We start from the raw sequence: 13,571 nt of genomic DNA on the forward strand, positions 1-13,571 counted from the left end.
TCCTCATACAGCACCCCGGACGCGCGCCTCGTTCCGGCGTTCGCTACTTTTGCAGCGTGGACAACAAGAACGCCCTGCGCGCCGGCGCCCTGGCCGCCGGTACGACGCTGATGATGCTGCTGATGTCGTCTCCCGCGCTCGCGCTGACCCGCGACGACGGCGACGACCCCGGCCCGGGCCTGGGCGTCGCCCAGACGCTGGGCTACTTCGTCGGTATCCCGCTCCTGCTGTTCCTGGTCATCGCCGGCCTGGTGATGGTGCTGGACCGGTCCCCCAAGCAGCAGCGGGTCACGGGCCGCGCCGTGGAGACCAGGGCCAAGGCCGAGGCCGAGACCAAGGTCTGAGCGAAGCCGGGCCGGGCCGCCGCGGCCGCCCCGCCCCGCCGCGCGCACGCCGAGGGCGCCCACCGCGCCGCATGGACACACGTACAGCCGTACGTGTACGTCCGTGCCGCGCGGTGGGCGCCCTCCGTGCCGTACGGGGCCGGGAACCCCGCCAGACCTGTCGGTCCCCCCGGTTGTGTCAGCCCCGTCAGGCCGAGATGCCGTCGATCCGGGCCAGGGCGTCGTCCGCGCCGTAGGGCTGGAGGTAGGGCAGCCAGCGCGGGTCCCGGTGGCCGGTGCCGATGATGCGCCAGGCCAGGCCGGTGGGCGGCGCGGGCTTGTGGCGCAGCCGCCAGCCCAGCTCGACGAGGTGGCGGTCGGCCTTGACGTGGTTGCAGCGGCGGCAGGAGGCCACCACGTTGTCCCAGGCGTGCTGGCCGCCGCGGGAGCGCGGGACGACGTGGTCGACGCTGGTGGCGACGCCACCGCAGTACATGCACCGGCCGCCGTCGCGGGCGAAGAGCGCCCGCCTGGTCAGGGGCACGGGCCCCCGGTAGGGGACCCGGACGAAACGCTTGAGCCGGACCACGCTGGGTGCGGGGACGGTGACGGTGGCGCTGTGCAGATGGGCGCCGGACTCCTCCAGGCAGACCGCCTTGTTCTCCAGCACGAGGACGAGCGCGCGGCGGAGCGGTACGACGCCGAGGGGCTCGTACGACGCGTTGAGGACCAGGACATGCGGCACGGGGGCCTCCTTGTACGCCGGCGGCGCGTGGCTCGCGCCGGGACGATCTGCAGTCAGTCTCCCCTCATGCCTGGTGGACGCGCCACCATGTCCCGGTAACGGGCCGGGAGTGTTTTCGACCACACCGGATACGTCCCCGCGGCGGCGGCCGCTCCACACGGCCTGATCAGAGGCGGGTGGGCACGGTTCGGGCGCCGTACCTCCCCGGGACTTCACGCCGGTCCGCACACCGTGCCCCGTTAGTGTGGTGGGTCCGCCCCTCCGGTGACCTCTTCGTGACCTGGACGACATCGCCGCTCGGCCGGAGGACGGACGCACCTGGAGGTTCCTGTCGTGTCCCTGCTCGCCGCCCTGACGGCCGCCGGCCCGTCGCCGTCGCCGGTCCCCTCGGAGTCGCCGACCGTGTCGGTGCCCTCGCTCCAGGACGCCCAGGAGAGCGCGAACCAGGCCGCGAGCTGGGTGGAGCAGAACTGGTCCACCTGGCTGGCGATCGGCCTGCGCGTGGTGCTGGTCGTGTTCATCGCGCTGGTGCTGCGGGTCGCGGTGCGGCGGGCGATCACCAAGCTCATCGACCGGATGAACCGCACCGCGCAGCAGGGGGGCGGCACGGCGCTGGGCGGGCTGCTGGTCAACGCGGAGCGGCGGCGGCAGCGTTCGTCGGCGATCGGCTCGGTGCTGCGCTCGGTGGCGAGCTTCCTGATCATGGGTACGGCCGCGCTGATGGTGCTGGCCACCTTCCAGATCAACCTCGCCCCGCTGCTGGCCTCCGCCGGAGTGGCGGGCGTGGCGGTCGGTTTCGGCGCCCGCAATCTGGTCACGGACTTCCTCTCCGGGGTGTTCATGATCCTGGAGGACCAGTACGGCGTCGGGGACACGATCGACGCGGGGGTGGCCTCCGGCGAGGTCATCGAGGTCGGGCTGCGGGTGACCAAGCTGCGCGGCGACAGCGGTGAGATCTGGTACGTCCGCAACGGCGAGGTCAAGCGGATCGGCAACCTCTCCCAGGGCTGGGCGACGGCCGGGGTGGACGTGACGGTCAGGGCGAGCGAGGACCTGGACAAGCTCAAGGCCACGCTGACCGAGGTGGCCGAGAAGATGAGCAAGGAAGAGCCCTGGAACGAGCTGCTGTGGAGCCCCATCGACGTGCTGGGCCTGGACAGCGTGCTGATCGACTCCATGGTGGTCCGGCTCTCCGCCAAGACGATGCCGGGCAAGTCGACGGCGGTCGAGCGGGAGCTGCGCTGGCGCGTCAAGCGGGCCTTCGACGCGGCCGACATCCGCATCGTGGGCGGCGCGACGGCCCCGGCGGACGAGGAGGCCCCCGACCCGATGGCCACGGTCGCCGCCCCCTCGGTCTTCGCCAACCCCGCCTCCCCGCAGACCGACGCGGCGACCGCGATACCGCCGCAGCAGGGGCCTGCCGGGAAGTAGGGGCACCGGCAGGGAGAAAACGGTTCAGCACACTCGTTCGAGTGACAGCGGTGGCGTTCCGGCGCGGCACGCCACCGGCGTCGCCGATCGTTCTGCCGGGGCACCCGGCGCGGGCTTAGCCTGGCATCAGTGCGACAAGGAGAACGAGCGATGAGCGCCGAACCGATCATGGAGCCGGTGATGACGCAGGTGGACCCCATCGACCTGTTGATCGCGTTCGAAGAGGCAGCGGCACCGATGCCGATTCGGGTGGAGTACATCGAGGAGACGGGCATCTTGCCGCCTCAACCCGAACACCAGCACAACGCCGGCGCCTTCAAGCTCGCCGTCCAGTTCAACGCCGCGGGCTTCGAGCTGGCCGGTATGTGCAACGGCTACCGAGCCGCTCATCAGGACGGCCGGACCATGGCCCTCGTCATTCCTGACTTCTACGTCCTGCACCGCGGGCCGACTGAACTGGACGAGACGTACAGGAGGGCCAACAAGGGCTGGTACCCCATCGACATGATCGCCCTGGTCGGTGAGGTCACCTCCACCAACCACGAGACCGACACAGGCCCCAAGTACCGGACGTACGCCGCCGTGGGCATCCCCCTCTATGTGCTGATCGATCGACACGCCTTGACGGCCCACTGCTACTCGGAGCCGGTCCTCCCGGGTGACAAGCCGACCGAGGCCTACTACGCCACCGACACCAAGGCCGACCTCGGCGACCCCCTCCCCCTCCCCGCCCCGTACCCCGCCCTGGACACGACCCCCTTCCTCAAGGACTGACGGACTGACAGTCCCGGCGCTCTTGACGCCCCCTTCACCCCGGGCTTAAGTTCCTGCCACTCGGACAGGAAACTTTCCTAACAGTGATCTCCGCGGGGAGGCGACACGCATGGCCGGGACCGCCGGGACTCCGGGGACCCCGCGCGTTCTGCGCGCCATGAACGACCGGGCCGCCCTCGATCTGCTGCTGGAGCACGGGCCGCTGTCGCGTACCCGGATCGGCAGGCTGACGGGGCTGTCCAAGCCGACCGCCTCGCAGTTGCTGGCCCGGCTCGAAGCCGCCGGGCTGGTGCTGGCCACGGGGACCAGCGAGGGACGGCCCGGCCCGAACGCGCAGCTCTACGCCGTGAACCCGGCCGCGGCGCACGTGGCGGGACTCGACGTCACCCCGCACCGCATCCACGCCGCCGTCGCCGACCTCACCGGCCGGACGGTCGGCCGGTACGAGCTGCCGACGCCGGGCAGGCACCCGGCCCAGCCCGTCGTGCGGCAGGTCACCGAGGCGCTGGACGGCGCGGTGCAGGCGGCCGGGCTCGCCCGGGACGACGTGCGCCGGCTGGTCATCGCCACCCCGGGCGCCTTCGACCCCGGCACCGGGCGGCTGCGTTACGCCTCCCACCTGCCCGGCTGGCACTCCCCTGCGGTCCTCGGCGAACTGGCCGCCGCGCTGCCGATGCCGGTGGAGTACGAGAACGACGTCAACCTCGTGGCCGTCGCCGAGCAGCGCCTCGGCGCGGCCCGCGGCCACCGGGACTTCGTGCTGCTGTGGAACCAGGAGGGCCTGGGCGCCGCCCTGGTGCTGGGCGGCCGGCTGCACCGCGGCTGGACCGGCGGCGCCGGGGAGGTCGGCTTCCTGCCGGTGCCCGGGGCGCCCCTGGTGCGCCAGGTGACCAAGGCCGACAGCGGCGGCTACCAGGAGCTGGCCGGCTCCCAGGCGGTGCCCGAACTGGCCCGCGAGCTGGGCATCGAGGACGTGCCCGGCGGGCCGTACGCCGAGGTCGCCGCCGCGCTCGTGGCCCGCGCCGCCGACCACGCCCAGGGCCCCTACCGCGCGCTGCTGACGGCGTACGCGACCCGGCTCGCCACCGGTCTGGCCTCCCTGGTCTCCGTCCTCGACCCCGAACTCGTGGTCCTCAGCGGCTCCGCGCTGACCGCGGGCGGCGAGGTGCTGCGCGGCCTGGTCCAGGCGGAGCTGGCGGAACTGGCCGCCTCCCGGCCGCGGTTGGTGGTCGGTGACGTCCGCGAGCACCCGGTGCTGCGCGGCGCGCTGGAGAGCGCCCTCGCCGCCACCCGCGACGAGGTCTTCGACACGTCCCGCTGAGCCGACGGCACTTCCCCTCCTCCTTCGCCACGACGTTCCCCAAGAAGGGCTGACCGATATGAAACTCACCGTGGTCGGGGGCGGCTCGACCTACACCCCCGAACTCATCGACGGCTTCGCCCGGCTCAGGGACACCCTCCCGGTCGAGGAACTGGTCCTGGTCGACCCGGCGGCCGACCGGCTCGACCTGGTCGGCGGCCTGGCCCGGCGGATCTTCGCCAGGCAGGGCCACCCCGGCCGGATCGTCACCACCTGCGACCTGGACGCGGGCGTGGCGGACGCGGACGCCGTCCTGCTCCAGCTCCGCGTCGGCGGGCAGGCCGCCCGGCAGCAGGACGAGACCTGGCCGCTGGAGTGCGGGTGCGTCGGGCAGGAGACGACCGGCGCCGGCGGCCTCGCCAAGGCGCTGCGCACGGTCCCGGTGGTCCTGGACATCGCCGAACGGGTCCGCCGGGCCAGCCCCGGGGCCTGGATCATCGACTTCACCAACCCGGTCGGCATCGTCACCCGCGCCCTGCTCCAGGCCGGGCACCGGGCGGTCGGGCTGTGCAACGTGGCGATCGGCCTGCAGCGGAAGTTCGCGGGGCTGCTGGGCGTGGCCCCCCACGAGGTGCATCTGGACCATGTGGGCCTCAACCACCTCACCTGGGAGACGGGGGTGCGGCTCGGCGGCCCGCAGGGCGCGGACGTACTGCCCCGGCTGCTGGCCGAGCACGGCGACGCCGTCGCCGCCGACCTGCGCCTGCCCCGCCCGCTCCTGGACCGCCTCGGCGTGGTGCCCTCGTACTACCTGCGCTACTTCTACGCGCACGACGCGGTGGTGGAGGAACTGCGCACCAAGCCGTCCCGCGCCGCCGAGGTGGCCGCCATGGAACGCGAGCTGCTGGAGCTGTACGGGGACCCGGCGCTGGACGAGAAGCCGGCCCTGCTCGCCCGGCGCGGCGGCGCCTACTACTCGGAGGCGGCCGTGGACCTCGCCGCCGCCCTGCTCGGCGGCGGGGGCAGCCCGTATCAGGTGGTGAACACCCGCAACCGGGGCACGCTGCCCTTCCTGCCGGACGACGCGGTGATCGAGGTGCAGGCGGCGGTGGGCGCCGAGGGCCCGGCCCCGCTGCCCGTCGCCCCCCTGGACCCGCTGTACGCGGGCCTGGTGGCGCAGGTGACGGCGTACGAGGAGCTGGCCCTGGACGCGGCCCTGCGCGGTGGCCGCGACCGGGTCTTCCGTGCCCTGCTCGCACACCCCCTGATCGGCCAGTACGCGTACGCCGAGACCCTCACCGACCGGCTGGTCGCACACAACCGGGAGCACCTCGCGTGGGCCTGACCGCGAGCGTCCTCGCCATCGACGCGGGCAACAGCAAGACCGATGTCGCGGTCGTGGCGGCGGACGGCACCGTCCTCGCCACGGCCCGCGGCGGCGGGTTCCGGCCGCCGGCCGTGGGCGTGGAGAGGGCCGTGGACGCCCTGGCGGACGCCGTCGGGCGGGCCTTCGCGGCGGCCGGGACGACCTCGGCGGACCATGTCGCCGCCTGCCTGGCCAACGCCGATCTCCCGGTGGAGGAGGAGCGGTTGGCGGCGGCCCTGCACGCGCGCGCGTGGGGCACGGCGGTGGAGGTCCGCAACGACACGTTCGCGGTCCTGCGCGCGGGCGTGGCCGAGCCCCGGGGCGTGGCGGTGGTCTGCGGTGCCGGCATCAACTGCGTGGGGATGCGGCCGGACGGCCGCACCGCCCGCTTCCCGGCGATCGGCCGGATCTCCGGTGACTGGGGCGGCGGCTGGGGCCTGGCGGAGGAGGCGCTGTGGTACGCCGCCCGCGCGGAGGACGGCCGCGGCGAGCCCACCGCGCTGGCCCGCACGCTGCCCGGCCACTTCGGCCTGGACTCCATGTACGCGCTGATCGAGGCGCTGCACCTGGGGCACGTCGGCTCGGACCGGCGGCACGAGCTGACGCCGGTGCTGTTCGCGACGGCGACCGCGGGCGACACGATCGCCCGTGCGCTGGTGGACCGCCTGGCGGAGGAGGTGGTGGCCATGGCGGCGGTCGCCCTGGCCCGCCTGGACCTGCTCGGCGAGGAGACCCCCGTGGTCCTGGGCGGCAGCGTGCTGGCCGCCCGGCACCCGCAGTTGGACGGCGCGCTGCGCGACCGCCTGGCCGCCCGGGCCCCGAAGGCGGTCCCGCGGGTGGTGACGGCGCGCCCGGTGCTGGGCGCGGCCCTGCTCGGCCTGGACCGCGCCGGGGCCCCGGCTGCGGCGCGGGAGCGGGTGCGGGCCCACTTCGCGTCCGCCGGGCGCTGAACCGGCCCGGCCGGCCGGGCAATCGGCCCCGCGACGAAACCGAACCGGTCTGCCTCGCGTGTACATGGGTAAGGGGTGGTGCGGGTCGTCCTCGTGTGCGCCGGCGGCGCCCCCATCGTGATCGACCATGTCCGGACCTGTGATCGACCGTGATCGGACCAAGATCCGGTGAAGGCCGGTGCGCGGGCCGGTCCCGGCAGGGATACTTGCGGCGACGGATGACCACGGGGGAGGTCGGCAGTGACACACTCGCCGAACAGCAGCGAGGCGCCGCCGCACCCCGGCACGCCCGCGCGGCCGGCGGTGCCGCCGCAGTCCGGCCCGCCCGGCCACCCGCCCGCGACCGCTCCCGCCGGGCCCGCGGCCCCGCGCCGCACCGCGTTCGCCGAGGGCGCGGACCGGCTGCGCGCCGCGGCCACCACGGAGCCCGGCCGGCTCCGCGTGATCGGCGCCGTACTGGCCCTGCTCGTCCTGGCGTTCGGCGCCGTGGCCGCCTGGCAGACCTCCGACCGGGCCGCGGCCGCCGACGACGTCCTGCACAGCAGCCAGCCCCTCAGCTCCGACGCCGCCGACATCTACCGCTCCCTCGCCGACGCCAACACCATGGCGACCAGCGGCTACCTGGCGGGACTCCAGGAGTCGGACGCCACCCGCGAGCGCTACGAGGCGGACGTGCGCACGGCCGCCGCCGGCCTCGTCGAGGCCGCCGCCAACTCCTCCCCCACCTCGTCCTCCGCGGCCACCATCACCAGGCTGAACGAGCTGCTGCCGCGCTACAAGGGCCTGGTGGAGTCCGCGCGCGCCAACAACCGCCAGGGCTTCCCGGTCGGCGGCGCCTATCTGCGCACCGCCAACACCACGATGCAGGAGCAGATGCTCCCGGCCGCCGAGGACCTGTACCAGAAGGAGAACCAGCGGCTGCGCGCGGACTACGGGCACGCCACCCCCTACCCGTGGGCGGCGATCGCGCTCGGCGTCCTCGCCCTGGCCGCCCTGGCCTGGGCCCAGCACCGCACCTACCGCCGCACCCACCGGGTGCTGAACCACGGCCTGGTGGCCGCCACCGCCGCGACGGCGGCCGTGGTGCTGTGGCTGGTCGTCGGCCACAGCCTCGCCCGGTCCGGCCTGGACGGCTCCTACGACCACGGGGTGCGCTCGCTGAACGTGCTGCACGACGCCCGGATCGCCTCCCTCAAGGCCCGCAGCGACGAGAACCTGACCCTGGTCAGCCGCGGCGCGGAGACCAAGACCCTCCAGGACGGCACGGTCATGGACGCCTACGACTGGGCGTACGACCAGGAGATCGACGACCTCGGCAAGACCCTCGGCCAGGCCGGCTCGCTGGCCGACGACGACGCCGGGAAGGCGCCGGTGCGGGTGGCGGGCGCGGCCCTGAAGGAGTGGACGTCCCGGCACGCGCTGGCCCGGCAGGCCAACGACTCCGGCGACTACCAGAAGGCCCGCGACCAGGTCATCGGCACCGGCACGGACCAGGCGCGGTCCACCGGCGCCTGCTTCGACAGCGTCGACGCCTCGCTCGCCTCCGCGCTCACGCACGAGACGGACGAGTTCCGGCGGGCCGCGCGCGAGGGGCGCGGCGCGCTGACCGGGCTGCCGGCCGGGTCCGCGGTGCTCGCCCTGCTCGGCGCGGCCGGCGCCCTGCTGGGCATCGGCCGCAGGTTGTCGGAGTACCGGTGAGAGGGAACGTGACAGGGGTGAGAGGGGGCGTGAGGATGCGAGTGCGGCGGCTGCGGGCCGGCCTGCGGGGCTGGGGCGGCGTGGGAGCGATGGCGGTCGTCTGCGCCCTGGCGCTGGCGTTCGTCCTGGTGCTGCTGCCGCACACCCGGGCGCACGGCGGTCCCGCCCAGGCCACGGGCGGCGTACGCACCGCGCAGGGCGTGCAGGCCAGGGCGGGCGCCTGCGAGGACAGCGAGGTCCAGAACCAGAGCCTGGCCCCGTCGGCCGCCGGCGGCCCCACCGTCGCCGCCATCAAGGCGCGCGGCTATCTGTCGGTCGGCGTCGACCAGAACAGCTACCGCTGGGGCTACCTCAACCCGAACAACGCCTCGGGCGCGCTGGAGGGCTTCGACATCGACGTCGCCCACCGCATCGCGAAGGACCTCCTCGGCGACCCGGACAAGGTCCAGTTCCGGGCCATCCCCACCAACGAGCGGATCCCCGCGGTCCGCAGCGGCCGGGTCGACATGGTGGTGCGCACCATGACCATCACCTGCGACCGGCTGGGCCAGGTCGCGTTCTCCGCGCCGTACTTCCTCACCGGCCAGCAGGTGCTCGCCCCGCGCACCTCGGCGATCACCGGCTACGACCGCTCGCTCGCCGGGAAGAAGGTCTGCTCGGCGACCGGTTCCACGGCCTACGACCACCTGAGCGCCGACAAGAAGGACGGCACCCTGCCGGCCTCCACCGACATCTCCACCACCGTCCCCAACCAGCTGGACTGCCTGGTGCGGCTGCAACTGGGCGAGGTGGACGCGGTGGTGACCGACGGCGCGCTCGCCGCCAGCCAGGCCGCGCAGGACCCGGCGGTCCAGCTGAAGGGCGGCACCTTCACCAAGGAGTACTACGGCGTGGCGATGAAGCTGGGCGCCGACGACCTGGTCCGCCAGGTCAACCGCATACTGGACGACTACCGCAAGGACGGGGGCTGGAAGGCGTCGTACGACAAGTGGCTCTCCCCCACGCTGGGTAAGGACTCACCGTCGGCGACCCCGCCGACCCCCGGCTACAGGTGACCGGCGGCCCCCAGGGGGCACCGGACGCAGGGTGAGGCACCGCCGGCCGGCGACGGAGCGGCGGGACACGAAGAGCAGCGAGAGGTGATCGATGGGCGGCACGGACCCCGCCGGGCCGGTACTGGACCGGGACGAGGTGGACCGTGCGCTGGCGCGGCTGGGCCAGGAGCACGAGGCGATCGAGACCTCGCTGCTGGCCCTGCAGGACCACGCGGGCCGCAGGCTCCTGGAGGGCGCCGAGCTGACCGGTCTCACCCGGGAGCGCTGGGCGGCGGCGGAGGCGTCGATCACGCTGCTGTGGGCGTACTTCGACGCGTACACCGGCGCGCTGCGCACCGCCCGGGAGATCCGCGCCCGGCGCCGCTGGTCCAGCCGCGAGGACCTGGCGGAGCTGACGGAGCTGCTGCGCGGCGAGCCGGTGACGGTGCCCGGCGCCGCGGCCGCCGGGGCGGCCGGGGCGGTCGCCGGTCCGGGCCGGCTCAGCGACCGCTTCTCGCTGGCCGCGCTGGTGGACCGGATGAACGAGCTGTACGCGAGCAGCCTGGATCTGGTGGTCGCCGCCGACGCGGTGTGGTCGGCGCTGCCCGCCCGCATCGACCTGCTCGCCGCCGAGTTGCAGCGCACGCGCCGGCTCGCGCACTCGGTGGGCGTGCGCCCCGGTGAGCATCCGGCCGGTGACGACCTGGAGGGCATCACGCGCACCCTGACGCGCCTGCGCGAGCAGGTGGTCTGCGACCCGCTGGCCTTCTGGACGCCCGCGCAGGGCAGTTCGGCGCCGGGCGGCGGCCGGCCGGACACCACGGTCTACGACCGGGAGGCGCGGGCCCTGGAGGAGGTGCGCCGGGAGATCGACGCCGTGCTCGGGGTGCGGCAGGACGCCGAGCAGCGGCTGATCAAGCTGCGCGACCTGCTCTCCCGCGCGGACCGCACGCTGGCCGAGGCGCGCACCGCGCGCGGCGAGGTGCTGGCGAAGATCGCCGCCACCGAGGTGCCGGTGGTCAGCGGCCCGCCGACCGTGCTCCAGGAGCAGCTGGCGACGGCCGCCGAGTACCGCAGGCAGGCCCAGTGGCACCGGCTCTCCCCGCTCCTTGAGTCCCTGGAGGAGAAGGCGGAGGACGAACTGCTGCGCGCCCGCGAGTCGTTGACGGCGGTCACCGCGCCGCTGGCGGTCCGCGCCGAGCTGCGCGGCCGGCTGGACGCGTACCGGGCGAAGGTGGCCCGGCACGGCCTGGCGGAGGACCCGCTGCTGGTGGAGCGGTACGACGCGGCGCGCCGGATGCTGTGGAGCGCGCCCTGCGACCTGCGGGTGGCCGGGCAGGCGGTGCTGCGCTACCAGCAGGCGGCGGCCGAACTGCTGGGCGGCGCGCGGGTGCCGCGGCAGGGCGGCCCGCGCGACGGTGACGGTAAGGGGGAGTCATGAGCCAGGCGGGGCAGAGCTGCCAGCGCCCGGGCTGCGGCGGCGCCTACGAGGACGTCGGCGGCGGCGAGCTGTACTGCGACACCTGCGGCCTGGCGCCCGTGGTGTCGGCGACCGGCCTGGTGGGCTCGGCGGCCACCGGGGTCACCGGCGGCGGGAGTGCGCGCGGCTCGGCGGGCAGCGCGAGTTCGGGCTCCAACGCCCGCAGCGCGCGTACGTCGTCGCAGTCGTCGAAGTCGCGCCGCTCGGTGTCGGGGCGGCTGTCCCGCTCGCTGTCGGGCCGGTCGACCAGCCGATCGGTGTCGGTGCGCAGTTCGGGTTCGGCGGCGGGCTCCACCGGGCGCGGCCGGCTGGGGGCCGGCCTGGTGCAGGTGCCGCAGGTGCCGCGGCCGGACCCGCGGGCGATGACGCAGGACGACCCGGAGGTGCCCGAGCGCAAGCGGTTCTGCTCGCGCGCGGACTGCGGGGCGCCGGTGGGCCGCGCCCGCGGCGAGCGGCCGGGGCGCACGGAGGGCTTCTGCACCAAGTGCGGCCACCCGTACTCGTTCGTGCCCAAGCTGAAGGCCGGGGACGTCGTGCACGGCCAGTACGAGGTGGTGGGCTGCCTGGCGCACGGTGGCCTGGGCTGGGTGTACCTCGCCGTGGACCGGGCCGTGTCCGACCGGTGGGTGGTGCTCAAGGGCCTGCTGGACACCGGCGACCAGGACGCGATGGCGGCGGCGATCTCCGAGCGGCGCTTCCTCGCGGAGATCGAGCACGCCAACATCGTGCGGATCTACAACTTCGTCGAGCACCTCGACCAGCGCACCGGCTCCCTCGACGGCTACATAGTGATGGAGTACGTCGGCGGCAAGTCGCTCAAGGAGATCGCCAACTCCCGGCGCGGCGCGGACGGCAGGCGCGACCCGCTGCCCGTGGAGCAGGCGTGCGCGTACGGCATCGAGGCGCTGGAGGCGCTCGGCCACCTGCACAGCCGCAACCTGCTGTACTGCGACTTCAAGGTCGACAACGCGATCCAGACCGAGGACGAGCTGAAGCTGATCGACATGGGCGCGGTGCGCCGCATGGACGACGACGAGTCGGCGATCTACGGCACCGTCGGCTACCAGGCGCCCGAGGTCGCCGAGAGCGGCCCCTCGGTCGCCAGCGACCTGTACACGGTGGGCCGTACGCTCGCGGTGCTCACCTTCGACTTCCAGGGCTACACGAACGTCTACGTGGACTGCCTGCCCGACCCGGACACCATCGAGGTGTTCCGCCGCTACGAGTCCTTCTACCGGCTGCTGGTGCGCGCCACCGACCCGGACCCGGCCCGCCGGTTCGCCTCCGCGCAGGAGATGGCCGAGCAGCTGACCGGGGTGCTGCGGGAGGTCGTCTCGCTGCAGAGCGGCCGGGCCCGGCCGGCCCTGTCGACGCTGTTCGGGCCGGAACTGCGGGTCACCGACACCGAGTTGTTCCCGCCCCTTGAGGGGGACGTGTCCCGCCTCGGGGCGCGCGCGGCCCGCGCCCGCAGGTCCCCGGCCGCCGGCCCGGCGCCCGCGCTCCCGGCCCCGGCCGAGGGGCCGGCCGCCCTGGTGGGGCCGGTGGACGCGGGGGCCGCCGCCCTCGCCCTGCCGGTGCCGCAGGTCGACCCGGCCGACCCGCACGCCGGGTTCCTGGCGGGCCTGCTGACGTCCGCGCCCGGCGAGCTGGCGGCCGCGCTGGCCGCCGTGCCCGCGCCGTCCGCCGAGACCCGGCTGCGCCAGGTCCGCGCCCATCTGGAGACCGGTGAGCCGGGCCCGGCGCTCGGGGTGCTGCGCGCCCTGGAGGAGCAGTACGCCGACGACTGGCGGGTCATCTGGTACCGGGGCCTGGTGTCCCTGGTCACCGCCGACCACGAGGAGGCGGCGCTCGCCTTCGACGCGCTCTACGACGCCTTCCCCGGCGAGATCGCGCCGAAGCTGGCGCTGGGCCTGTGCGCGGAGGTCCTCGGCCAGCTCGACAACGCCGCCGAGTACTACCGCCTGGTCTGGTCCACCGACCCGAGCCATGTGAGCGCCGCGTTCGGCCTGGCCCGGGTCCGGCTCGCCGCGGGCGACCGGCGCGGCGCCGTCCGTACCCTGGAGTCGGTGCCGGAGTCCTCCGTGCACTGCACGGCGGCCCGGGTGGCGGCGGTGCGGGCGCGGCTGCGGCACCGGACGGCGAGCGCCGCCGACACGCCGTTCGAGGAGGATCTGGCGGCCGCCGCCGGGCAGGTGGAGGCGTTGCGGGCGCACGGCCTCGACCCGGCGCGGCGCGAGCAGTTGTCGGCGGAAGTACTCGGGTGCGCGCTGGACTGGATACTCTCCGGGGGACGGGCCGGCGCCCCGGCCGCCGGGCGGGTGCTGCTCGGCAGCGACCTGGACGAGCGGGGACTCCGCTTCGGCCTGGAGCGTTCGTACCGCACGCTGGCCCGGCTGGCGCCCGGCGGCGAGGAGAGGATCGACCTGGTGGAACGTGCCAACCGTTACCGCCCCCGGACATGGGTGTAGTT

At 74.6% G+C, this 13,571-nt stretch carries 11 protein-coding genes; 10 read left to right on the plus strand and 1 reads right to left on the minus strand.

The window, feature by feature from the left end; genetic code table 11:
* Nucleotides 1-56 precede the first annotated feature (56 nt).
* Nucleotides 57-344: a hypothetical protein gene (locus ABZ858_RS18380; RefSeq protein ID WP_361378965.1), complete on the plus strand. Its 288-nt coding sequence runs from the start codon at nt 57-59 to the stop codon at nt 342-344.
* A 187-nt stretch (nt 345-531) separates the two neighbouring features.
* On the opposite strand, the gene ABZ858_RS18385 is transcribed toward ABZ858_RS18380, so the two are convergent.
* Nucleotides 532-1,068, minus strand: coding sequence for an HNH endonuclease (locus ABZ858_RS18385; RefSeq protein WP_361378968.1), 537 nt, complete (start codon nt 1,066-1,068; stop codon nt 532-534).
* Between the two features lie 333 nt (nt 1,069-1,401).
* On the opposite strand from ABZ858_RS18385, the gene ABZ858_RS18390 reads away from it, so the two are divergent.
* The 9 genes from ABZ858_RS18390 (at nt 1,402) to ABZ858_RS18430 (ending at nt 13,569) form a co-directional block, all read left to right on the plus strand.
* Nucleotides 1,402-2,499: a mechanosensitive ion channel family protein gene (locus ABZ858_RS18390; protein ID WP_361378971.1), complete on the plus strand. Its 1,098-nt coding sequence runs from the start codon at nt 1,402-1,404 to the stop codon at nt 2,497-2,499.
* 150 nt (nt 2,500-2,649) lie between these two features.
* Complete coding sequence (locus ABZ858_RS18395; RefSeq protein ID WP_361378974.1) at nt 2,650-3,273, plus strand: Uma2 family endonuclease; 624 nt, start codon at nt 2,650-2,652, stop codon at nt 3,271-3,273.
* A gap of 109 nt (nt 3,274-3,382) precedes the next feature.
* Nucleotides 3,383-4,594, plus strand: a complete 1,212-nt coding sequence (locus ABZ858_RS18400; RefSeq protein WP_361378977.1) for an ROK family transcriptional regulator — start codon at nt 3,383-3,385, stop codon at nt 4,592-4,594.
* A 58-nt stretch (nt 4,595-4,652) separates the two neighbouring features.
* Nucleotides 4,653-5,918 (plus strand): 6-phospho-beta-glucosidase, encoded by a 1,266-nt coding sequence (locus tag ABZ858_RS18405; protein WP_361378980.1) that lies wholly within the window; start codon nt 4,653-4,655, stop codon nt 5,916-5,918.
* Complete coding sequence (locus tag ABZ858_RS18410; RefSeq protein WP_361378983.1) at nt 5,909-6,889, plus strand: BadF/BadG/BcrA/BcrD ATPase family protein; 981 nt, start codon at nt 5,909-5,911, stop codon at nt 6,887-6,889. The genes ABZ858_RS18405 and ABZ858_RS18410 overlap by 10 nt, the downstream gene beginning before the upstream one ends.
* Before the next feature lie 240 nt (nt 6,890-7,129).
* Complete coding sequence (locus tag ABZ858_RS18415) at nt 7,130-8,587, plus strand: hypothetical protein (protein ID WP_361378986.1); 1,458 nt, start codon at nt 7,130-7,132, stop codon at nt 8,585-8,587.
* A 35-nt stretch (nt 8,588-8,622) separates the two neighbouring features.
* Nucleotides 8,623-9,642: a glutamate ABC transporter substrate-binding protein gene (locus ABZ858_RS18420; protein ID WP_361379535.1), complete on the plus strand. Its 1,020-nt coding sequence runs from the start codon at nt 8,623-8,625 to the stop codon at nt 9,640-9,642.
* 91 nt (nt 9,643-9,733) lie between these two features.
* Nucleotides 9,734-11,062 carry a hypothetical protein gene (locus ABZ858_RS18425; protein ID WP_361378989.1) on the plus strand — a complete coding sequence of 443 codons (1,329 nt, stop codon included), beginning with the start codon at nt 9,734-9,736 and terminating at the stop codon, nt 11,060-11,062.
* Nucleotides 11,059-13,569, plus strand: coding sequence for a tetratricopeptide repeat protein (locus tag ABZ858_RS18430; RefSeq protein WP_361378992.1), 2,511 nt, complete (start codon nt 11,059-11,061; stop codon nt 13,567-13,569). The genes ABZ858_RS18425 and ABZ858_RS18430 overlap by 4 nt, the downstream gene beginning before the upstream one ends.
* Nucleotides 13,570-13,571: the final 2 nt, after the last annotated feature.

Source organism: Streptomyces sp. NPDC047017 (assembly GCF_040644175.1).
In the GTDB taxonomy this organism is placed as follows: Bacteria; Actinomycetota; Actinomycetes; order Streptomycetales; family Streptomycetaceae; genus Streptomyces.

Excerpts from the sequence above, each read along its gene's own strand:
- ABZ858_RS18395 (WP_361378974.1), top strand. The coding sequence starts at position 2,650 with ATGAGCGCCGAACCGATCATGGAGCCGGTGATGACGCAGGTGGACCCC.
- ABZ858_RS18400 (WP_361378977.1), top strand. The coding sequence starts at position 3,383 with ATGGCCGGGACCGCCGGGACTCCGGGGACCCCGCGCGTTCTGCGCGCC.
- ABZ858_RS18405 (WP_361378980.1), top strand. The coding sequence starts at position 4,653 with ATGAAACTCACCGTGGTCGGGGGCGGCTCGACCTACACCCCCGAACTC.
- ABZ858_RS18420 (WP_361379535.1), top strand. The coding sequence starts at position 8,623 with ATGCGAGTGCGGCGGCTGCGGGCCGGCCTGCGGGGCTGGGGCGGCGTG.
- ABZ858_RS18425 (WP_361378989.1), top strand. The coding sequence starts at position 9,734 with ATGGGCGGCACGGACCCCGCCGGGCCGGTACTGGACCGGGACGAGGTG.
- ABZ858_RS18430 (WP_361378992.1), top strand. The coding sequence starts at position 11,059 with ATGAGCCAGGCGGGGCAGAGCTGCCAGCGCCCGGGCTGCGGCGGCGCC.